At 55.9% G+C, this 20911-nt stretch carries 18 protein-coding genes; 14 read left to right on the top strand and 4 right to left on the bottom strand.

Annotation, left to right across the window (positions count from 1 at the left end):
• Positions 1-3 precede the first annotated feature (3 nt).
• The 9 genes from HZS80_RS18020 to fnr all read left to right on the top strand — a co-directional run bounded on the left by HZS80_RS18020 (position 4) and on the right by fnr (position 9032).
• Positions 4-228 carry a CcoQ/FixQ family Cbb3-type cytochrome c oxidase assembly chaperone gene (locus HZS80_RS18020; protein ID WP_008955980.1) on the top strand — a complete coding sequence of 75 codons (225 nt, stop codon included), beginning with the start codon at positions 4-6 and terminating at the stop codon, positions 226-228.
• Entirely contained in the window at positions 225-1154 is a 930-nt protein-coding gene (gene ccoP, locus HZS80_RS18015; RefSeq protein ID WP_035562233.1) for a cytochrome-c oxidase, cbb3-type subunit III, read from the top strand. The genes HZS80_RS18020 and ccoP overlap by 4 nt, the downstream gene beginning before the upstream one ends.
• 146 nt (positions 1155-1300) lie before the next feature.
• Positions 1301-2740 (top strand): cytochrome c oxidase accessory protein CcoG, encoded by a 1440-nt coding sequence (gene ccoG, locus HZS80_RS18010; RefSeq protein ID WP_179916845.1) that lies wholly within the window; start codon positions 1301-1303, stop codon positions 2738-2740.
• A 6-nt stretch (positions 2741-2746) separates the two neighbouring features.
• Positions 2747-3280, top strand: coding sequence for a FixH family protein (locus HZS80_RS18005; protein ID WP_179916844.1), 534 nt, complete (start codon positions 2747-2749; stop codon positions 3278-3280).
• Positions 3277-5763, top strand: a complete 2487-nt coding sequence (locus HZS80_RS18000) for a heavy metal translocating P-type ATPase (RefSeq protein ID WP_179916843.1) — start codon at positions 3277-3279, stop codon at positions 5761-5763. Before HZS80_RS18005 ends, HZS80_RS18000 begins: the two co-directional genes overlap by 4 nt.
• On the top strand, positions 5760-6005 hold the full coding sequence (gene ccoS / locus HZS80_RS17995) for a cbb3-type cytochrome oxidase assembly protein CcoS (protein ID WP_035562219.1): 246 nt from the start codon (positions 5760-5762) through the stop codon (positions 6003-6005). Before HZS80_RS18000 ends, ccoS begins: the two co-directional genes overlap by 4 nt.
• Complete coding sequence (locus tag HZS80_RS17990) at positions 6002-6694, top strand: sulfite exporter TauE/SafE family protein (RefSeq protein ID WP_035562216.1); 693 nt, start codon at positions 6002-6004, stop codon at positions 6692-6694. Before ccoS ends, HZS80_RS17990 begins: the two co-directional genes overlap by 4 nt.
• A gap of 78 nt (positions 6695-6772) precedes the next feature.
• Positions 6773-8206 carry an oxygen-independent coproporphyrinogen III oxidase gene (hemN, locus tag HZS80_RS17985; RefSeq protein ID WP_035562213.1) on the top strand — a complete coding sequence of 478 codons (1434 nt, stop codon included), beginning with the start codon at positions 6773-6775 and terminating at the stop codon, positions 8204-8206.
• 82 nt (positions 8207-8288) lie between these two features.
• The gene (gene fnr / locus HZS80_RS17980; protein WP_035562210.1) at positions 8289-9032 is read left to right on the top strand and encodes a fumarate/nitrate reduction transcriptional regulator Fnr; all 744 of its coding nucleotides are present in this window, start codon (positions 8289-8291) and stop codon (positions 9030-9032) included.
• Here the strand turns inward: fnr and ttcA are convergent.
• From ttcA to HZS80_RS17965, 3 genes are all read right to left on the bottom strand, one after another.
• The gene (ttcA, locus tag HZS80_RS17975; protein ID WP_035586014.1) at positions 9025-9936 is read right to left on the bottom strand and encodes a tRNA 2-thiocytidine(32) synthetase TtcA; all 912 of its coding nucleotides are present in this window, start codon (positions 9934-9936) and stop codon (positions 9025-9027) included. The genes fnr and ttcA overlap by 8 nt on opposite strands.
• A 105-nt stretch (positions 9937-10041) precedes the next feature.
• Positions 10042-10704 (bottom strand): 3'-5' exonuclease family protein, encoded by a 663-nt coding sequence (locus HZS80_RS17970; RefSeq protein ID WP_327050449.1) that lies wholly within the window; start codon positions 10702-10704, stop codon positions 10042-10044.
• Complete coding sequence (locus tag HZS80_RS17965; protein ID WP_035562207.1) at positions 10701-12545, bottom strand: DUF294 nucleotidyltransferase-like domain-containing protein; 1845 nt, start codon at positions 12543-12545, stop codon at positions 10701-10703. Before HZS80_RS17965 ends, HZS80_RS17970 begins: the two co-directional genes overlap by 4 nt.
• A gap of 675 nt (positions 12546-13220) precedes the next feature.
• On the opposite strand from HZS80_RS17965, the gene HZS80_RS17960 reads away from it, so the two are divergent.
• From HZS80_RS17960 to HZS80_RS17945, 4 genes are all read left to right on the top strand, one after another.
• Entirely contained in the window at positions 13221-13481 is a 261-nt protein-coding gene (locus HZS80_RS17960; protein WP_007113808.1) for a DUF4212 domain-containing protein, read from the top strand.
• A gap of 6 nt (positions 13482-13487) precedes the next feature.
• Positions 13488-15269 carry a sodium:solute symporter family protein gene (locus HZS80_RS17955; RefSeq protein WP_179916842.1) on the top strand — a complete coding sequence of 594 codons (1782 nt, stop codon included), beginning with the start codon at positions 13488-13490 and terminating at the stop codon, positions 15267-15269.
• Between the two features lie 121 nt (positions 15270-15390).
• Entirely contained in the window at positions 15391-15900 is a 510-nt protein-coding gene (locus HZS80_RS17950) for a hypothetical protein (RefSeq protein ID WP_179916841.1), read from the top strand.
• A gap of 127 nt (positions 15901-16027) precedes the next feature.
• The gene (locus tag HZS80_RS17945; RefSeq protein ID WP_179916840.1) at positions 16028-19969 is read left to right on the top strand and encodes a hybrid sensor histidine kinase/response regulator; all 3942 of its coding nucleotides are present in this window, start codon (positions 16028-16030) and stop codon (positions 19967-19969) included.
• Positions 19970-20005: 36 nt separating this feature from the next.
• Here HZS80_RS17945 and HZS80_RS17940 read toward each other — a convergent pair whose 3' ends face one another.
• Positions 20006-20668, bottom strand: coding sequence for a response regulator (locus tag HZS80_RS17940; protein ID WP_007113812.1), 663 nt, complete (start codon positions 20666-20668; stop codon positions 20006-20008).
• Here HZS80_RS17940 and HZS80_RS23890 point away from each other — a divergent pair.
• Positions 20667-20792, top strand: a complete 126-nt coding sequence (locus HZS80_RS23890) for a hypothetical protein (protein ID WP_022522133.1) — start codon at positions 20667-20669, stop codon at positions 20790-20792. The genes HZS80_RS17940 and HZS80_RS23890 overlap by 2 nt on opposite strands.
• Positions 20793-20911 lie beyond the last annotated feature (119 nt).

Raw genomic sequence — 20911 nt, 5'->3', positions numbered from 1 at the left:
GTTATGGATACGGGAACTTTTCGCGGCCTCATCACGCTGATCTTGATTTTCGCTTTTATCGGCATCGCCCTCTGGGCGTACTCCAAGCGACGCAAGCCAGACTTCGACGAAGCGGCCAACCTGCCCTTTGCCGATGAAGATGAGCAACCGACCAGTGACAAGCACGCGTCGCATGAACGCGATAGCGAAGCGCATTCCCGCCAAGACAGGGGAGATAAGAAGTTATGAATAATTTATGGGGTGACTCCCTATCCGGCTTCTGGAGTGCCTGGATCATTATCATCACGCTGGGCACAATTGCGCTGAGCGTATGGATACTGCTGGCCAACCGTCGTACCGATAAAACGCCGGATGCTGAAGGCAACGTAGAAACCACTGGCCACGCTGCCGACGGTATTGAAGAGTATGACAACCCACTACCTCAGTGGTGGTTCAAACTATTCATCCTGACGGTAGTTTTTGCGTTGGGTTATCTCGTTCTTTATCCCGGCCTTGGCAACTACGCCGGGGTGCTGGGCTGGTCGCAAGAGGGCCAGTGGGAAGAGGAAGTTGCGCAAGCGGAAGAACGCTTCACACCGATTTTTGCCCAGTATCAGGAAGTGCCTATTCCTGAACTAGCCGAAGATAACGAAGCGATGCAGGTGGCGGAACGCATTTTCCAGAACAACTGCGCGGTATGTCACGGTTCCAACGCGCAAGGTGGCTACGGCTTCCCTAACCTGACCGATGACGACTGGCTATACGGCGGAGAGCCCGACAATATCGTTCAAACGCTGACGAATGGCCGTAACGGGCTAATGCCTTCCTGGCAGCAGTTGGGGCAAAACAATATTGAGAACCTGACTCAATACGTGCTCTCGCTGTCTGATGAAGCGCATGATGAGGCACAAGCTGAACAGGGCGAAAGCACCTTTACTGCAGTCTGTGCGGCTTGCCACGGCCCAAGTGGCACGGGCAATACAGCCCTCGGCGCGCCTAACTTGACCGACAATACCTGGCTCTACTTGGCGCCCGGCCAAGAGGTAGGTGACTCCATCCGTCAAACGCTACGCAATGGCCGTAACGGTCATATGCCGGCGCAAGCGGCTTATATTGGTGAAGAGCGTGTTCACCTGGTCGCCGCCTACGTGTATAGCCTGCGCTTAGCGGACTGATTGACTAAACAGCCCTACTAGCCAAGCAAGGGTGCGGCCTCAAACCGCACCCTTTCTTTATACGCAAACCGATACAATATTGACCATGCACCGCCTTTACGAGACTAGGTGCACTCCCTCCTGCCTTCTGAGCCGGGAATACCGCCATGGAAAAGATACCAACCCAAGACGTCACGCCGAATCCGGTGGGGCATCACACTCCTCCACAACAACCGGTTACTCAGGAAATGTACGCCAAACGGCGTCACATTTATGTGCGAGAAATTAAAGGTATTTTCCAGAAACTACGCCGCAGTACTAATTGGGCGTTAATGCTGATGTTTTTCCTATTGCCCTGGATTAAACTTGGCGGCCGGCCACTCATTCTGTTCGACCTGCCTAATCGCGAATTCCATATTTTTAGCGCCACGTTCTACCCGCAGGAGTTCATACTGCTGTCGTGGCTGTTGATTATCTGTGCTTTTGGGCTGTTCTTTATTACTGTTTTTGCTGGTCGGGTGTGGTGTGGTTATACCTGCCCGCAAAGCGTTTGGACCTTTCTGTTTATCTGGCTTGAACACCGCATCGAAGGCTCGCGTAATCGGCGTATCAAGCTCGACGATCAGCCGATGACAGCGGATAAGGCGTGGCGTAAAACCGCTAAACACACCGCTTGGCTACTGATAGCGCTCGCTACCGGCATCACCTTTGTGGGTTACTTCACGCCGATTCGCGATTTAGTGGCGGAATTGCCGACATTTGAAGCCCATGGCTGGTCCTACTTCTGGGTGGGCTTTTTCCTGGTGTTCACTTACCTGAACGCAGGTTGGCTGCGTGAACAGGTGTGCATTTATATGTGTCCCTATGCCCGCTTTCAATCGGTGATGTTTGACCGTGACACACTGATTGTCTCCTACGATGAGTCCCGCGGCGAACCCCGTGGGCATCGCAAAAAAGGGCTGAGCCATCAGGAAGCGCGTCAAGCTGGCTACGGCGACTGTATCGACTGCGACCTGTGTGTGCAGGTCTGCCCCACTGGCATCGATATCCGCGATGGCCTGCAGTATGAGTGCATCACCTGCGCCGCCTGTATCGACGCCTGCGACAGCGTGATGGACAAAATGGGCTACCCACGGGGGCTGATACGCTACACCACCGAAAACGCGCTTGAGGGCAAAAAGAGCCATATAATGCGCCCTCGCCTGCTAGGCTACTTTGCGGCATTAGTATTAATGATAGGCACTTTTGCCTGGGCGATTAACGACCGCATGCCGCTTAACTTTGACGCTGAACGCGAGCGCACCCAGCTTTACCAAACGACCCGTGACGGCCTGATTAGTAATGTGTTTACCCTGACCATTCGTAACCTTGATGATCAGGACCACACCTACCAACTAAGCGTTTCCGGGTTACCCAGTTTAGCCTTAGAGAGCAATATGATTGACGTGCCTGCGGGTGAGTCGCGCTTAGAAGTTGTCACGGTGACCGCTAGCCCTGACGAGCTACAGCAACCCAGTCACGATATTGTATTCACGCTGCAGGCTCAGCAAGACGAGCGTATTCGCCTTGAGCGGGACGCCCGCTTCCTGGGCGATATGAGGAGATAAACGACTATGTCATCCCTACCCTCTAGCGAGAAGGTGACCCCCTGGTATAAGCAGTTTTGGCCATGGTTTTTAATTGGCATTCTGTTCTCTTCGATTATCGTCAGCACCGGCTTTGCCGTTATGTCGATCAAGAGTTTCGACGGCATGGTGGTACAGGAAGATTATTACGAGCACGGCAAAGCCATTAATATGGTGCTTGCCAAACAAGAGCAGGCGCGCGCACTGAACTTAAGCGCCGAGCTTCGCTTGGATCCGATGACCAGCGATATCGTGGTTGATTTAAGCGGTGATGCGCGCCCTGAAATGCTCTATTTAGACCTTATCTTCCCTACTGAAGATAACCGTGACCAATCGTTTGTGCTTGAGCACGTGCGTGATGGCCGCTATATCGCCCAAGGGCCTGACAATCTGCGCTATCGCTGGTACCTACAGATTCAGCCCGCACTAGAAGATGCCGACTGGCGCCTGACGGGTGAAGCGACGTTCCCGAATGAAAATAGCGTCGCGCTACTGCCGGGAGGGCGCAAAGCAAGCGAATGAGCGACGCCACCCCCTGCTACCACTGCGGCAATCCGGTTCCCGCTGGAGCACCCTGGTCGATTAGCCTAGATGAGGATACCCACCCGCTTTGTTGCCCCGGCTGCGAGGCGGTGGCCCATGCCATCGTCGACGGTGGCCTAGAGAGCTACTACCGCTACCGTACCGAACTGCCCGAACGCCCGGATGAGCGCCAGGCCGCCAAAGCGGACACCTGGTCGGTGTTTGACGACCCCGGCCTGCAGGCGCAGTTTGTCCACCCCGATGGCGACGAGGGCAACGTCAAAGCTACCCTCGCCATTGAAGGCATTACCTGCGCCGCCTGTGCATGGCTGATCGAGCACCGCCTGAACGCCCTGGAAGGGGTCACCTCCAGCGCGGTGAATTTAACCCACCACCGGTTGCGGGTAAGCTGGAATCCCCAGCGGTTGAAGCTCTCGCAGCTGCTGGCGGAACTGGCCGCCATCGGCTACGACGCCCAGCCCTACGAGCCTGATCAAGCCCAGGCGCGCATGCAGCATGAAGAGCGCATGAACGTGCGACGGCTAATTATCGCCGCTGTGGGCATGATGCAGGTGATGATGTTTTCGATCCCGATCTATGTCTCCGGCCCCGGAGAAATCAGCGACGACTTCTATGCCTTGTTTCACTGGCTCTCCTTTGCGCTGGCCACGCCGGTGGTGTTTTTCTCCGCCCAGCCGTTTTTCCGCAACGCCCTGCGCGATCTGCGCACCGGGGTACTGGGCATGGATGTGCCAGTCTCGCTGGCGATTGGCGGGGCTTACCTTGCCAGCAGCTACGCGGTGCTGTTTAACGTCGGCGAGGTCTATTTTGACTCGGTGGCGATGTTTACCTTCTTTTTACTCTTTGCCCGCTACGTAGAAGGCCGCGCCAGACGCCGCAGCGGCCATAGCGGCAATGCGCTGAGCGGCGTGTTACCCATTTCGGCCACGCGGCTGGAAAGCGACGGCAGCGAGCGCATTCTACCCGCCAGCGAACTCGCCCCCGGCGACCGTGTATTAATCAAGCCCGGCCACGGCGTCCCTGCCGATGGCATTATCGAGGAAGGCGAATCGAGCCTGGATGAGTCGATGCTGACCGGCGAATACCTACCGGTCACCCGCCGGGTGGGCGACCGCATTACCGGCGGTAGCCAAAACATGGAAAACCCGCTGGTGATCAGGGTGACTCACGCCGGGCGCGATGCCCGGGTAGCGGGCATTGTCGATCTCACCGACCGCGCCTTTGCCAGCCGTCCGCGGCTTGCGCAGATGGCGGCGCGTATGGCCCACCTCTTTGTACTCCGACTGCTGCTGGTGACCGCCTGCGTGACGATCACCTGGTGGTTTATCGATCCCTCTCGGATGCTCTGGGTGCTGCTTTCGGTGCTGGTGGTGACCTGCCCCTGTGCGCTGGCGCTGGCCACCCCCGCGGCACTGACCGCAGGCCACGGCCAGCTACGTAAGCGCGGCGTGTTGATTACCCGCGCCGATGCCATGGAAACCCTCTCCAACGTTACCCGGGTGATTTTTGATAAAACCGGCACGCTGACCCGCGGCGAAATGCACCTGACCCAGACCCAGCCGTTCGGCGAATTAACCGCCGAGCGTGCCCAGGCGATTGCAGCGGCGTTAGAGGCCCACTCAGAACACCCCATCGCCCGCGCCTTTCGGCCGTTCCGGGATGCCACGCTGCAAGCCAAAGAGATCCACAGCCACACCGGGCAAGGCCTTGAGGGGAGCTTAAACGGCGCCCGCTGGCGGTTGGGCAAGCCCAGGTTTGCAGTAAACGGCGCAATAGATAGCGCAATGGATGGCGCCACCGATACCCCCATCGCGGCACCCGCCAGGGGCCAGTGGCTGCTGCTGAGCGAAAACGGCGAACCCCGCGCCTGGTTTGGTCTGCATGATGGTATTCGTGATGACGCTGCTGCCACGATCAAAGCCCTTCAGGCCCAGGGGCTAACCGTGGAGCTGCTCTCCGGTGATACCGTCGATGCCGTGGAGAGCCTGGCCAACCAGCTCAACATTACTACCTGGCACGCAGGCACCAGCCCCGAAGGTAAACTGGCCCGGATGAAAGAGCTTCAAGCCGCTGGCGAAACCGTGGTGATGATCGGCGACGGCATCAACGACGTGCCGGTGTTAGCCGGTGCTGACGTGGCGATTGCCATGAACGGCGCGACGGATCTCGCCCGTACCCGCGCCGACGCAGTGCTGCTCAGCCCACGCCTGATGCGGATTTTTGAGGCTATCGAGATTTCCCGCGCGACGCGGCGTATCATGCGTCAGAACATGATTTGGTCAGTGTGCTACAACTTTTTGGCACTGCCGCTGGCGGCAATGGGGCTGGTACCGCCCTGGCTGGCGGCCATTGGTATGTCGCTCAGCTCGCTAGTGGTGGTGGGTAACGCGCTGCGGCTGTCACGCTGGCGTACGACGCCGCCAGCCTCTTCGCCAAGCGCTTCAACACCGGTAACCGCATGACGATTCTGTATCTACTCATTCCGCTTTCACTGATTCTGCTGGGCCTCGCCGTCTGGGCATTCTTCTGGGCGGTGAAAAATGATCAGTTCGACGACCTGGAAGGCCCGGCGCACCGCATTTTGTTTGATGAAGATGAAAACGACCTCAACCCCGAACAGCGACGCCAGCGACAACAAGCCAAGCACCGCCCTGCTGCCCCCTCCGACACACACTCGTCCGACGACCAAGAGCCCCGGCCATGAATCCAACCGGCCTTGACCTGCCGCCACTACTGGCAGCATTCGTGTTTGGTTTGATGGGCGGCGCCCATTGCATTGGCATGTGTGGTGGCATTATGAGCGCGCTCACTTTTGCAGTGCCCCCCAGCATGCGCCATCCGGCGCGTATGGGAGGCTTGCTGCTCAGCTATAACGCAGGTCGCATCACTAGCTACATGAGCGCAGGTGCGCTGGTAGCCCTACTAGGCACGCTATTTTCCCTCTCTGCCACGGCGAGAATGCTGCTACAAGTGTTTGCGGCGCTGATGCTGATCCTGATGGCGCTGTATATCGCCAACTGGTGGAAAGGGCTGCTCAAAGTGGAGGCGGTTGGCCGCCGTCTATGGCGCTTTATCGAGCCTGTGGGGCGGCGCTTAATGCCGGTGGTGTATATCCCTCAAGCCTTCGCGCTAGGCGCACTTTGGGGCTGGCTACCCTGTGGGCTGGTCTACTCCATGCTGGCCTGGAGCTTGGCGATTGCCGACCCGCTCCAGGGCGCGCTGCTAATGGGCGCATTTGGGCTAGGCACCCTGCCGGCGCTGCTCGCCACTGGCCTCGCTGCGCGCCAGCTAAGCCACCTGATTCGCCACCCGGCGACGCGCAGCGTGGCGGCACTAACGATTATCGCGTTTGCGCTGTGGCAGCTCTGGACTCTTACGGCACACAACTTCTAATAGCATGACATGGCTCAAGCTTTACGCTTTCGTCACGGGTTAGGCTAGCGGCATTACCTCACGTCGGAGCGCCCCTTCATGCCCGTTCATGCCCCTGCGGTTTCACCTCTTGCCTCGTCTGTGGCGGCAGCGCCCGTGCAGCCGGTGTGGGATGAAGCCCTGCTGCGCCGCTACGACACCAGCGGACCACGCTACACGTCTTACCCCACGGCGCTGTCATTTCACGACCAATTCACCCCCGGTGACCTGACCCAGGCACTAGAGCGTAGCAATGCCAGTCAGCGTTCGCTGTCGCTGTATGTTCACGTGCCTTTTTGTCGCAAGATCTGTTTCTACTGCGCATGCAATAAAATCGCCACCAAGAACACCGCCCTGACCGAGCCCTACTTATCCCGACTCGACCGTGAAATGGTGCTGACCGCACGCCACTTGGATACCACACGACCGGTGAAGCAGTTGCACTGGGGTGGCGGAACACCGACGTTTCTTAACTTGAACCAGATGGGCGACCTGATTGATCGTTTGGATGCCCGGTTTGGCCTTTCGTCCTCTGCCGATCGCGATTACGCGATTGAAATAGACCCACGCGAAGCGGATGTATTTACGCTGCGCCACCTGCAATCGCTCGGTTTCAATCGCATCAGTTTAGGCGTGCAGGACTTAAGCCCGCTGGTGCAGAAAGCCATTAACCGTATTCAGCCACGAGTACTCACCGAGACGCTGATGGATGAAGCACACCGACTGGGCTTTCGTTCGCTCAATCTCGATTTAATATACGGCTTGCCCTTTCAGACTGAAAAAAGCTTTGCAGACACCCTGCGCCAAGTGATCGAGTTAAATCCCGCACGGCTTTCTGTGTTTAACTACGCCCACATGCCCGAGCGTTTTGCCCCCCAGCGGCGGATTAACGTCGATGACCTGCCGGGCAGCGAAGAGAAGCTGGCAATTCTGCGCACCACGATTGAAATGCTCACCGCGGCTGGCTACGTACATATCGGGATGGATCACTTTGCCCGGCCTGACGATAGCCTGGCCATTGCCCAGCGCGACGGCTCGCTACAGCGCAACTTCCAAGGCTACTCCAGTCACGCCCAGTGCGATTTAATCGGGCTTGGCGTTTCGGCGATTTCGCGCATTGATGACGTCTACGCGCAGAACCCGAGCGATCTGGCAAGCTACGAGGCGGCGTTGGATCAGGGCCAACTCGCCACTGTACGCGGCGTGCGGTTGAGCGACGACGACCTCATCCGTCGAGACGTGATTGAGCGGCTGATGTGCGATATGGGCATTGATCTGGCTGCGGTCAGCCAGCGCTGGAACATCGATGCCCCCCGCTATTTTGCCCCCGCTCTGGAGCGCTTACAGAGCGCCGAGCAAGATGGCCTACTGACCCGTAGTGGTGATCAACTTAGCGCCACGTCCATGGGTCGTCTGCTGGTGCGCCATTTAGCCATGGCGTTCGATACCCATCTTTCTGGACAAATAGGGCAGCGCTACTCTAAGATTGTTTAATCACCTTATTGTAGGCATGCTAACGCCATCACAATAAGTAAGAATTTGCTAATTTTACCCTGACCCACTCAAGGAGCACCGTATGTTGGAACCTATGAGCAGCCGACGCTCGCTACTCCACGAAGCGCGCTGCCAAACCTGCAGCCTTAGCTCGCTGTGCCTGCCGCTTGCCCTTGAGTTGGACGATATGGGCCAGTTCGATGCCATTATTCGTCGTCGCGCACCGCTGAAAAAAGGCGAACCACTATTTCGCCAAAGCGATACTTTTACCAGCGTTTACGCGGTACGTTCGGGCAGTTTGAAACAAGTCACCTCAGAGGGAAACGGCAGCGAGCAACTGACCAATTTCTACCTCCCGAGCGAACTAGTGGGGTTGGACGGGATTGATGAGGAGCACTATCCAGGTAGCGTGATTGCCCTGGAAACGACCACCGTTTGCGAGATTCCCTTTGATCGCTTGGACTCACTCTCTGAGGAGTTGCCCGAACTGCGTGGCCAGCTGTATCGCAGCATGAGCAAAGAGTTACGCGATGACCGGCGCATGATGCGTCTGCTGTCGCGTAAAACCGCCGACCAGCGGCTGGCGAGCTTTTTGATTACCCTCTCGGATCGTTTTCGTCGCCGTGGCTACTCGCCCTACAGTTTCCGCCTTTCCATGCCCAGGGCCGATATCGGCAACTATTTGGGTTTAGCGGTGGAAACCGTCAGCCGGATTTTAAGCCGCTTCCAGCAGCAGAGCGTAATGGCGGTATCCGGGCGAGAGGTCAATATTCTTGATATGCAGCGCTTAATCACCCTCGCCGAAGAGGAGCAAAACGCTAGCTGACGTTAAATGCCTGGATACGCCCGGCCAGCAGCTCTGCCTGTTTGGCCTCTAAGCCTTCAAAATCGAAAAGGCTGCGGTCGGCCAACTGGGAAGGGGCAATATTAGTCACCGCCTTAAACATGCTCTCCAGGCGGCCGGGGAATTTTTTGTCCCACTCGGCGAGCATCTCTTTGACCACCTGGCGCTGCATATTGGGCTGCGAACCGCATAGATTGCAGGGAATAATCGGGAATTCCATCAGCCGTGAAAACTCGGCAATATCCGCCTCTTTACAGTAAGCCAACGGCCGAATGACGATATTTTTACCATCATCAGAAAGCAGCTTAGGCGGCATCGCTTTTAAGTTGCCGCCAAAGAACATATTGAGAAACAGCGTTTCAAGGATATCTTCGCGGTGGTGACCCAGGGCGATTTTATTGGCGCCAATCTCTTCAGCAAAACCATACAGCGAACCGCGGCGCAGACGTGAACAGAGCGCGCAAGTCGTTTTGCCTTCCGGGGTTTTCTCCTTCACCACCGAGTAGGTGTCGCGCTCGACAATGTGATACTCCACGCCCTGCTTATCCAGATACGCAGGCAGCACATGCTCGGGAAAACCGGGCTGTTTTTGATCCAGATTGACCGCTACCAGTGAGAAATTGACCGGCGCGTTGCGCTGCAAGTTGCGCAAAATCTCCAGCATCGTATAGCTGTCTTTGCCGCCGGAGAGACAGACCATCACGCGGTCGCCTTCATTGATCATCTGGTAATCAATAATCGCATTGCCTACTTCTCGGCGCAGGCGCTTTTGCAGCTTGTTAAATTCACGTTTCTGCTTAGCATCAGCCAGCTCTGGCGAGTCTTGCTCAACATCAGCGAGGGCGGCTCCGAGGGAAGCAGGGTCAAAATGATCAAGAGATTGCATGGTATAAGCACTGCCGAGGGTGGAAGGCATTCAAGAAAAAGTGGCTGCTATTCTAACAACACTCACCGCCCTGACCCAACTACTCGTATGCAGCGCTGCCTATTACTAAGCAGCCTCCGCCATAATGCGCTGCAGGCGCATATACAGCAGCGCGCTGGAAGTGGCCTCACCTAACACACCCTGCATCCCCATCGCGGGTACTTGCCAGCACGCCAGCGCTTGAGCAAAGCTACTCGGTGCCTCTATCTCCGGGTGCAAGCGCCGCAGCTGGCGCTGATGCAGCTTTTCTACGTCGACCTGGGCATTGGGCAGCGCGAAATTCAACCGCTTTCTCAGCAACGCATTTAACGCGCCAATCCGCTGGTCTAACTGCCAGCCGACAATAGGTCGATTGCCAATAAACTCTACTAACGCATTTAAATTGTCGCGATTTGGCGCCGCCACACACCCCGCCTGACACAGCAGGTGATGGCGACGCAGCGATGCATGGTCAGCCTGCCCCGGTGCGCCTAACGTCAGCACAAAAGCACGGCTGGTACGCACCTGCTGTTGGCTAAGCACCACGGCGGCCAAACTGATCACAGGTGATGTCGGCGTAGGCGTTGATGTGCAGGCAAGCGCTACCAGCTCTTCGCCCATATAGGGCTGAAAGAGCCAGGCATAGGGAGAATCAGCACAGCGCCGCCGGTCGCTTTCGCGACGCAACAAGGTGCGTAAGGAACCGCTAAAAAGTGCCACGTGTCGATCTAACAGCCGTATTCCGCTCACGAATACTCCAAATGGTAACGATGGGAAAGCCGCTGCTTAAAGTCTTTGACAATATGCATCGCTTCACGCAATAGGTCGCGCTCAAGGGAAGAAAGATTTTGCACCACGACACGGTTAGCGCGACTGCTGTTTTGGGCGTTAGCTTCTTGAGCACCGACAGGCGTCTCCAACGCGGTTAGCTGCTGTTTAAGACGTAGCTCGGAAAACAGGGCCAACGCTTCGCCCAGGTCATCTGCAAAACGGCGATCCAATCGCCCATCGGCGGCCAGGGCATCCAAACGGTCAAACGTCGAGGTGGCTTGGATGCGCCGCTCAAGCGCCATGGTGCGCACGCCGTGAACAATGGGAAAAATACCGCCTTTCTTGATATCGATACCGTGCTGAGGCTTTTTCAGCGAGCCAAACAGCGTCAGCGGTGTGGAAAAACGTAGCGCCGTGCGCGCAAAGTACGAAAGCAACAGCTCATCACGAGAGCAGCGTTCAAATAGCTCTTCTCGTACACTGGCAAGCAGGCTGGGGTTACCGGCCACCGCATGGGCATCAAGCATGATCGCCAGCTTCATCAGGCTGTCACCATCCCGCTCGCTGGCCCATTTGGCAATATTGCTCTTCCACTGCGACACCGTGGCCACCCACTCAGGGTTTGAAACCATAATATTGCCGGGGCACGGCGGGTAGCCAAGCTGGATTAGGGTATCGGTGAGCGTTTGCATGTGGCTCAAAAGATCTGGCCACCGCGCGTCATCGGCTAAAATCAGACCATTATCCTGGTCTGTTTTTAGGATTTGCTCACCTCGCCCTTCGCTACCCATTACCATCATGCAGCTCTGGTCGCGATACTGTTCCTCTATCGTGAACTCCCAGGCCTTGCTCATGATCCGCCCGTTCAGCGCGGCGAGAAGATCCATCGCAAAACGCAGCTTTACGCCCTGGGCCATCAGCGCTTTTACCAGCTCCGGTGTACGTTGGCTGGCTGCCGACAGTGTCTCTAAACTGCTCGCCTGCTCGACCTGCAAACTCACCACGTAGCTGCGGCTTGAGAAATAGCTAAGCACGTCGGTGAGCTCGACGACGCCTTTTAAGACGTTTTGCTCGAGCACCACTACCCGCGTCACTTTATGGCGTGTCATTAAGACCAATACTTCAAACAAGTATTGTTCCGGCGCAACGGTGACCAGATTAAAATGGGCGAGCTCATCAAGCGGCGATGACACCGCACTACCGCCCAACACCAACCCATTGAGCAGGTCGGTTTTCGTCACCATGCCTAGCTTGCCTTGAGTCTCTACTAGCAGGCTATCAGCATAGCTATCGTTGAGCTGCTTCACCGCGCTGGCAATATCAGTAGCCGCCGCCATTAACAGCGGCGCACGCATACATTCGCTTACCTTGGCCAACATAAAACCCGCCATGGTGACGCCACCTTCGGCACGCTTTTCAGTCAGTAAGCGTGCTTTATGCGTCAACGATTGGCGAAAGAAATTACTGAAATCCGGGTAATGACGGCACAGCTGCTGAAACAACGCTTTGGGCAGTAGGTAACACAAGCACTCCTGCTCGGCCTTAAAACGATAGCGGCTTTTACCGTTAAGGATGCTGATCGCGCCAAATAGGTCCCCGGCCGTGTAATGGCCAATACGCGAAGTAGACGAGGGCAGCGTGGGGTCGATTTCTGCCACTTCACCCTTATGGATCAGATAAACAAACTCGCCCCCCTGTCCGGTCTCTAGAATTATTTCGTCGCGGTCAAAATACGCAAGGTCAATACCGCGACGAATGTGGTCACGTCCTTCATCGTCAAGAAGCGTGAACGGCAGTTGGGATAGATCCACATCGACCATTGTGCATGACCTCATTCAACTAAAGGCGAACTAGAAAATAAAGTAAATAAGCACTCCGCCCGACATTGATCCACATCAAAGGAGTCTTTCCAACGCTTCAAAAACTGTAATCGATTATTATGTGAAGGTGGCTGTACGGGTATAAAGGATTCACTTCCCAAGTAGCAAGTAGAACATTGTTATACCTTTAGCTATCACGCTAAGGTCGAAGCGACTTTTGATACGCGACCAAAGTATCGATACTCACTAACCGTCATTACCCATTAAAGGCAGCATATGTATTTAAAGTAGCCAATAACTGCTTTTATTTGCTTACTAGACTATCGTCCCATAGCCCTGGAAACGCCTACAAATTTCGCTTAAATAGCGTCTAAAAACTCGCACTTTCAACAACATGTAGCCCGCAGAAAGCCATTAAGCTGTTTATTGATACCAAAGTCTGGGATTTATTTTTTGACGTTTATTGCCCAGTATTAACAATGAGTCATGCAGGGTAATCGCACGTCACTAACTAACTCGAAATTTCATATCGAATAATAAGGTGACGTGCTAACAGGAACTGACTCACCACTCCTAACGATTGAGTGGCTTTAGACGTGCGATTGCCCTGATGGGTCACACGCTATTCCTCGTGAACTTTCCCAACCTTAAAAATCACAAGTGGAGAGCAACACAATGGCAGACGACAAAACCAATGCTGCTGAATACTGGAAAGCAAACGTCCGCTTAATTTTCGGATGCCTGGCCGTTTGGGCATTTGTTTCTTACGGATGCGCTATCCTCTTTCGCCCACTGCTCGCCGGTATTCCGGTTGGCGGCACTGATCTTGGCTTCTGGTTTGCACAACAGGGCTCAATCCTAACGTTTATCGTGCTGATCTTCTTCTACGCCTGGAAGATGAATAAGCTCGATCAAAAATTTGGCCTTGGGGAGTAAGCCGGTATGAGCCAGTTTGCAATTAACTTACTGTTCGTCGGCGCCTCCTTTGCCTTGTATATAGGCATTGCGATTTGGGCGCGCGCCGGCTCAACGAAAGACTTCTACGTCGCTGGGGGTGGGGTTCACCCCATTACCAACGGGATGGCCACCGCAGCGGACTGGATGTCAGCGGCGTCGTTTATTTCCATGGCGGGTTTGCTGGCCTCAGGTGGCTACGCCAACTCTACCTTCCTGATGGGTTGGACCGGTGGCTACGTTATCCTCGCGATGCTGTTAGCCCCTTATCTGCGCAAGTTCGGTAAGTTCACCGTGCCCGACTTCATTGGTGACCGCTTCTACAGCAACACCGCTCGCCTCGTGGCGATCGTGTGCTTGATTGTGGCGTCGGTTACCTACGTTATCGGTCAAATGACCGGTGCGGGCGTGGCGTTCTCGCGCTTCCTTGAAGTCAGCAACACCTGGGGTATCTGGTTAGCCGCGCTGATCGTTTTCCTCTACGCCGTATTTGGCGGCATGAAAGGCATCACCTACACCCAGGTGGCCCAGTACATCGTTCTGATCATCGCTTACACCATTCCTGCGGTGTTCATTGCCTTCCAACTAACCGGCAACCCGATTCCGATGTTCGGTATGTTCAGTACGCATACTGAATCCGGCCTTCCTCTGCTGGCTAAATTGGATGATGTGGTGAGTGCGCTGGGCTTCCGCGATTACACGGCCGACGTAGACAACAAGCTCAACATGGTGCTGTTCACTCTGTCGCTGATGGTGGGTACTGCCGGTCTTCCCCACGTTATCATTCGCTTCTTCACCGTACCGAAAGTGGCCGATGCACGTTGGTCTGCTGGCTGGGCGCTAGTGTTCATTGCCCTGCTTTACCTTACGGCTCCGGCGGTAGGCTCCATGGCACGCCTGAATCTGGCGACGACCGTGTACCCAGAGATGGCCGGTCAGGTTGAGAACTACGAAGAGGCTGCGCAAAACCCGATTCTCTACGAAGAGCGTCCAGACTGGGTTCGCACCTGGGAAGAAACCGGCCTTATCAGCTTCAACGATCTCAACAATGACGGCCGTATTCAGATGTACAACGATGCAGCTGACTACTCTGATCGTGGCTGGGAAGGCAACGAACTAACCGTTAATAATGACATTCTGGTACTCGCCAACCCGGAAATCGCCAATTTGCCCGGCTGGGTTATTGGTTTGATCGCAGCAGGTGGTATCGCGGCCGCCCTATCAACCGCAGCAGGCTTGCTACTGGCGATCTCGTCGGCGATCAGTCACGACTTGATCAAGACCATGATCAATCCGAAGATTTCCGAAAAAGGCGAGATGTTGGCGGCGCGAATCTCCATGGGGGGCGCGATACTGTTGGCCACCTACTTGGGGCTTAATCCGCCTGGGTTCGCAGCACAAACGGTGGCGTTGGCCTTTGGTATCGCCGGTGCATCGCTGTTCCCCGCGCTGATGATGGGTATCTTCTCCAAGCGGATGAACAACTCAGGTGCGATTGCCGGTATGCTGGCGGGCTTGATTTGCACCCTGCTTTACATCTTCACCTACCTGGGCTGGTTCTTTATTCCGGATACCAACACGCTGGCCAACACGCCGGATAACTGGATCTTCGGTATCTCGCCGCTCTCCTTCGGTGCCGTAGGCGCGATGATCAACTTCGCCGTTGCCTTCGCGGTCTCCAGAGTGACAGCTGCACCGCCGCAGGAAATTCAGGACCTAGTGGAAAGCGTTCGCTATCCGAAAGGTGCTGGCATGGCGATAGATCACTAAGTCATACTCCTTCCTGACGCGTTATTGCCATGCGGTGATAACGCTGGGGATCGACCTTACCATCGGGCTTCCTTCGGGAGGCCCGATGGCTTTTATAGACGGCTTTTTGAAAGGATAATTTATGATTTGGCATTTGATCGCCGCCGTTTTTGCAGGTCTTGCGGCTGCCGGGATTGGTCTGATACTGCGCAATTTGAGCGGCAAACGTTTGCCCAAGTGGATAGTGCCGGTGTTTGGCGCGCTGGGTATGCTGGGCTATCAAGTTCAGGTCGAGTACAGCTGGTTTGAACATAAGCAGGCGCAACTTCCCGAGACCGCCAAGGTCATTTCAACCGAAAGTAGCACGGCGGTATGGCGCCCATGGACCTTTGCCTTTCCCATGACTACTAAGTTCAGCATGGTCGATAGCGACAATATTCGCATCAGCGAGCAGGACGGCGCCCGCTTAGCAGAATTTATTCTTTATCAGTTTGAACGTCACCACACCGATATTTTGATCACCCAGCCCTACGTACTCAACTGTGAGAACCGGGAATTGGTACCACTGGATGAAGAGTCTCGCGAGCCTATTCTCGAAGAGATACGCACGCTGCGCGAAACCTCTCCGTTACTCAGCAACGTATGCACATAGATAAATAAAGTCTGTGGTGTAAACAAGCTTAGAGAATGGTCGTACACGACCCTCCATTTCGCCTAGAATGAAGCCTTTTTTATTAGCGCACGATTAGTGGATCGCACACTCTGGCGGGGAGAAAGGCATGTTTCACGGCGGGCTACTGGTAGCGGTTTCGTTACTCTATATTGCCGTTCTATTCGGCATCGCTTGGTACGGTGACCGCCGCGCGCGCACCCACGGCGCCACCCGTCGGCGTCCGATCATCTATAGCCTGGCGCTGGCAATCTATTGCACCTCGTGGACGTTTTACGGCGCGGTTGGCCAGGCAGCTACCGCGGGCTGGTCGTTTGCAAGCATCTTCGTCGGGCCGATTTTGACGTTTTTGCTGTTCTGGCCGGTGCTGGCCAAGATGATCCGCGTTGCCAAGCACCAAAACGTCACCTCGATTGCCGATTTTATTGCCTCCCGTTACGGCAAAACCCAGTCGTTGGCCGCCTTTGCCAGTCTGGTCGCTCTCGTCGGCACCCTGCCCTACATTGCGCTACAGCTAAAAGCGGTATCCACCACTTTTAGCGTACTCACCGATGCCACCGATGTGACCCATACGCCGCTGTTTGGCGATACGGCCTTCTATGTGGCGATTGTAATGGCAATTTTCGCGATTCTGTTCGGCACCCGCCACACCGATGCCACCGAACACCACGAAGGCTTGATCCACGCCGTAGCGTTTGAATCGTTGGTCAAGCTGCTCGCTTTCGTGGTGCTTGGCGCCTTTGTTACCTGGGGTATGTTCGATGGCCTGGGTGAGCTGATGGGGCATGCCGAAAGCCAGCTAGAACTCCAGCGCCAATTGGCCAATCAAGATTTTGGCCAGAGCTTCTGGGCACAAACGCTGCTCGCCATGCTGGCGATTCTATGTCTACCGCGCCAGTTCCATGTGGCGGTGGTGGAGAACATTCATCCTGACGATGCCACTAAGGCGCGCTGGTTATTTCCACTCTACCTGCTAGCCATTGCCTTTTTCGTGGTGCCCTTGGCCGCCGCTGGACTGCTGTTGTTTTCCGAAAGCGGCGTAGAGCCCGACACCTACGTACTGGCACTATCCATGGCCTCGGGCCACCAGTGGCTAACGCTACTCACCTTTATCGGCGGTTTCTCGGCGGCCACGGGCATGGTAATTGTCGCCGCCGTGGCAGTGTCGATCATGATTTCCAACGAAATCGTTATCCCGGCGCTGTTCCGACTGCGCTGGTTTGATACCAAGGCGCGGGATTATGGTCGCTTGGTGCTGCGCGCGCGGCGTTTGACTATTGTCGCTGTACTGGCAATGGCCTACGGCTTCTACCAACTGATTGCCGAGTTCACCTCGCTGGCCTCGATCGGCATGCTCTCATTCGCCGCCGCCGCTCAGTTTGCCCCCGCGGTAATTGGCGGGCTTTACTGGAAGCGCGGTAATCGCCTCGGGGTCATTGTCGGCATGAACGCTGGCTTTGCCATCTGGGTATATAGTCTGTTAATGCCCGCCATGATCAATGCCGGTGTGCTTCCGACAATGTGGCTTGAAGGCGGCCCGCTGGGGCTTAACTGGTTATCACCCACGGCGCTGTTTGGGCTCAACTTGGGCGATAGCTTTACCCACGGCGTCATGCTCTCACTCGGGGTCAACCTGTTCTGCTATATCTTTGTCTCTCAGGTCACTTCGCAGCGGGTGGTTGAGCGTATTCAGGCCTCGCTGTTCGTAGATAGTGTGGAAACACGCCAGACTTCGGTCAACCGCCCCTGGACGGGTGCGACGACCGTGGGCGATTTAAAAGTTCTTTGCGAGCGCTTCCTCGGTGCCGGCCAAGTGGATCGCGCCTTTGAAGATTACGCCCGGCGCGCGGGCAAGCCATTGGACAACGGCACCCGCGCCTCAATCGATATTATTCAGTTCACCGAACGCTTTCTGGCCTCGGTGCTGGGTGCTTCATCGGCACGCATCGTGGTTAACTCGGCGCTTCAGGGGCGCGGTATCGGCATCTCGGATGTGATCTCAATTGTCGATGAAGCCTCCCAAGTGCTGGAGTTCAACCGGGCGCTGCTTCAGGCCACCATTGAAAATATTAACCAGGGCATCAGCGTAGTCGACCAGAACCTGCGCCTGGTGGTGTGGAACCAGCGCTATCTGGAGCTTTTCCGCTTTCCTGACCACTTAATTCGCGTCGGTGCACCCATTGACCGCATCTTCCGCTACAACGCCCACAACGGCGAGTATGGCCCGGGTGACCCGGAAGAGCATGTCCAGCTACTGCTCGACAATATTCGCGAAGGCCAGCCCCACCGCTATGTGCGCTACCGCCAGGATGGCAGCGTGCTGGAAGTGCAAGGCAACCCAATGCCCGGCGGGGGCTTTGTGTATACCTACCAGGATATTACCCAGCAGAAGCGCATCGAAGAGGCGCTGATTCGCTCGGAAAACAATATCCGTATCTACACCGACAACGTCCCCGCGCTGATTGCCTACTTTGACAAAGAGTGCCGCTACCTATTTACCAACCGTGCCTACGAGCAGGCGTTCAACATTGACCGCAATGCGGTCATTGGTCGCCGCTTTGAAGACGTGCTGCAAATTAAGCAGGCGGAAGAGCGCGCGCCATGGGTCGCGCGCGCCTTGAAAGGCGAACGGGTGAGTTTTGAGGTCTCACTGCGGGTGAATGAGGCCATGCGCTATATGCTGGTCACTTACACGCCGCACTTTGGCGACAGTCAGGCGATCCTGGGCTTCTTTGCACTCTATCAGGATATTACCGAACGCCGTCAGGCCGAAATTGCCCTTAAAGAGACCAACGAAACCCTGGAGGAGCGCGTCCGCGAACGCACCCAGGCGCTCTCTGAAGCCAACGCGGCATTGCGCCAGGAGAACCGGGTACGCGCCGAGGCGGAGCTCGCTCTGCGCCAGGCTAAGCAGCTCGCGGAAGATGCCAACGCGTCTAAGACGCGCTTTTTGGCCGCGGCGAGCCACGACTTGTTGCAGCCGCTTAACGCAGCACGGCTATTTACTTCTGCGCTCATGCAAAACGTGACCACTACCGATACCCAACGCATCGTTGGCCATATCGATAACTCGCTGCAAGCTGCCGAGGAGTTGCTCAGCACCCTGCTGGATATCTCCAAACTGGACGCAGGCGCCTTAACGCCACGCCGCAGTCACTTTGCCCTGGCGGATATCGTTCGCCCGTTACGCGCCGAGTTTGAGGTGATGGCGGACGATCGCGGATTGGACTTAGAAGTCGTGCCTACCCAGCTTTGGGTAGACTCAGACCCCCAGATGCTGCGCCGTATCGTGCAGAACTTCTTGTCTAATGCCATTCGCTATACCCAGGAGGGGCGCGTACTGCTGGGCTGCCGCCGCCAAAACGGCTGGCTCTCAATTGAAGTGTGGGACAGCGGCCCCGGCATTCCCGAATCTAAATTAAGCGAGATTTTTCAAGAATTCCGCCGCCTGGATCAGGTCTCCCGTCACAAAGAGAGTGAGAAAGGCCTAGGGCTGGGGCTCTCCATTGCCGACCGCATGAGCCGGGTGCTGGATCACCCCATCAAAGTGCGCTCGACGGTAGGCAAAGGCGCAGTTTTCTCGGTTAGCGTGCCGATTGTGGCTGCCCACGAAGCCAGCAGTAACGAGCTTGAGCCACACGCTCGGCGCGGCAGCCATAAGCTTAGCGGTACGCGGATTGTATGTATCGACAATGAGACGCTGATTCTGGAAGGCATGACCGCCATGCTTAGCGGCTGGGGCTGCGAGGTGTTTACCGCCACCAGTATCGGTGGGGCCAAATCGATCCTACGCAATATGGATGGCGACCCTGACGCTATTCTGGCGGACTACCACCTGGATAACGAAGTCACGGGGTTAATGGCGTTAGAAGCGCTCAGCGAGCGTTTTGAGGGGGCGGTACCGGGAATTGTAATTACCGCTGACCGTACCGAAGCAGTGGCTGAAGAGATCAAACGAGCGGGCTATCAACTATTGCTGAAGCCCGTTAAACCGGCGGCGCTACGAGCATTACTAACGCGCACCTTGCAGGCCAATCGCGCGGCGCGTTAAGCGCCGCGGTTAACGCAGTCGGTACTCGCTACTTGCTTAGGAAACGACTTTCGGCGGCTCGACTTCAAGTTTCTGAGCCGCGATAACCGCCTGGGTACGCGAGTGCACGCCCAGCTTGCGTAGAATCGCAGTCACGTGGGCCTTGATGGTCGCTTCAGAAACACTCAGTTCATAAGCGATCTGTTTATTCAGCAGGCCTTCGGTCAGCATATTCAAGACGCGAAACTGCTGGGGCGTTAATGAAGCGATCGCCTCGGCAAAGCGCGACTCCTCTTCACTGGTCTCTTCCAGCACGTTGGCCAACGCTTCAGGCAACCACACTTCGCCCTGCAGAATTTCACCGACGGCTTCAGCAATTAGTTGTAGAGACGATGATTTAGGGATAAAACCCGACGCGCCGTAGTCAATAGCACGACGGACCACATAGGGCTCATCACTGCCAGACACGACCGCAACGGGGATATCGGGCATCTGGCCGCGCAGTTGGATCAAACCAGAGAAGCCGTGGGCTCCCGGCATGTGCAGATCAAGCAGAATCAAATCGGCATCTGGGTGGCGATTCACCACATCGGTGGTGGCTTCCATGGTGTCCGCTTCGACAATTTCCGCCTGGGGGGCCAACTGGCGTAACGCTTGGGTCAGCGCTGCACGAAACAGCGGGTGATCGTCAGCGACGATAAACTTATGAGCTACTGCCATGGATATTCCTCCGGTTCCTCGAGCAGCGGGGTTGTCTGCCGCCGCGACGCTAGGCTCTTACGGTTGTGAAGCATGGTACCCCATGGGCTTCATCATGCCCAAGCATCACATGCACAATTTATAATAGATAGTTCATACAAGTGAAACACGTATCTATAAATCCATATCTACAAACACGACCGTGCCGACCTACTCGGGTCGGCACGGCTTTGAGTCAGCAAACAGGCTTTATTAGGCTGAACA

The organism is Vreelandella glaciei (assembly GCF_013415125.1).
In the GTDB taxonomy this organism is placed as follows: domain Bacteria; phylum Pseudomonadota; class Gammaproteobacteria; order Pseudomonadales; family Halomonadaceae; genus Vreelandella; species Vreelandella glaciei.
The sequence above is the reverse complement of the archived record's forward strand: the minus strand, read 5'-3'. Positions and strand labels throughout refer to the sequence as shown.

What these genes read in the sequence shown, in the direction of transcription:
- ccoG (WP_179916845.1), top strand. Translation starts at nt 1,301, where the DNA reads ATGGAAAAGATACCAACCCAAGACGTCACGCCGAATCCGGTGGGGCAT.
- hemN (WP_035562213.1), top strand. Translation starts at nt 6,773, where the DNA reads ATGCCCGTTCATGCCCCTGCGGTTTCACCTCTTGCCTCGTCTGTGGCG.
- ccoP (WP_035562233.1), top strand. Translation starts at nt 225, where the DNA reads ATGAATAATTTATGGGGTGACTCCCTATCCGGCTTCTGGAGTGCCTGG.
- HZS80_RS17965 (WP_035562207.1), bottom strand. Translation starts at nt 12,545, where the DNA reads ATGGTCGATGTGGATCTATCCCAACTGCCGTTCACGCTTCTTGACGAT.
- HZS80_RS17945 (WP_179916840.1), top strand. Translation starts at nt 16,028, where the DNA reads ATGTTTCACGGCGGGCTACTGGTAGCGGTTTCGTTACTCTATATTGCC.
- ttcA (WP_035586014.1), bottom strand. Translation starts at nt 9,936, where the DNA reads ATGCAATCTCTTGATCATTTTGACCCTGCTTCCCTCGGAGCCGCCCTC.
- ccoS (WP_035562219.1), top strand. Translation starts at nt 5,760, where the DNA reads ATGACGATTCTGTATCTACTCATTCCGCTTTCACTGATTCTGCTGGGC.
- HZS80_RS18005 (WP_179916844.1), top strand. Translation starts at nt 2,747, where the DNA reads ATGTCATCCCTACCCTCTAGCGAGAAGGTGACCCCCTGGTATAAGCAG.
- HZS80_RS17960 (WP_007113808.1), top strand. Translation starts at nt 13,221, where the DNA reads ATGGCAGACGACAAAACCAATGCTGCTGAATACTGGAAAGCAAACGTC.
- HZS80_RS18020 (WP_008955980.1), top strand. Translation starts at nt 4, where the DNA reads ATGGATACGGGAACTTTTCGCGGCCTCATCACGCTGATCTTGATTTTC.
- HZS80_RS17950 (WP_179916841.1), top strand. Translation starts at nt 15,391, where the DNA reads ATGATTTGGCATTTGATCGCCGCCGTTTTTGCAGGTCTTGCGGCTGCC.
- HZS80_RS17990 (WP_035562216.1), top strand. Translation starts at nt 6,002, where the DNA reads ATGAATCCAACCGGCCTTGACCTGCCGCCACTACTGGCAGCATTCGTG.
- HZS80_RS17955 (WP_179916842.1), top strand. Translation starts at nt 13,488, where the DNA reads ATGAGCCAGTTTGCAATTAACTTACTGTTCGTCGGCGCCTCCTTTGCC.
- HZS80_RS17940 (WP_007113812.1), bottom strand. Translation starts at nt 20,668, where the DNA reads ATGGCAGTAGCTCATAAGTTTATCGTCGCTGACGATCACCCGCTGTTT.
- HZS80_RS23890 (WP_022522133.1), top strand. Translation starts at nt 20,667, where the DNA reads ATGGATATTCCTCCGGTTCCTCGAGCAGCGGGGTTGTCTGCCGCCGCG.
- fnr (WP_035562210.1), top strand. Translation starts at nt 8,289, where the DNA reads ATGTTGGAACCTATGAGCAGCCGACGCTCGCTACTCCACGAAGCGCGC.
- HZS80_RS18000 (WP_179916843.1), top strand. Translation starts at nt 3,277, where the DNA reads ATGAGCGACGCCACCCCCTGCTACCACTGCGGCAATCCGGTTCCCGCT.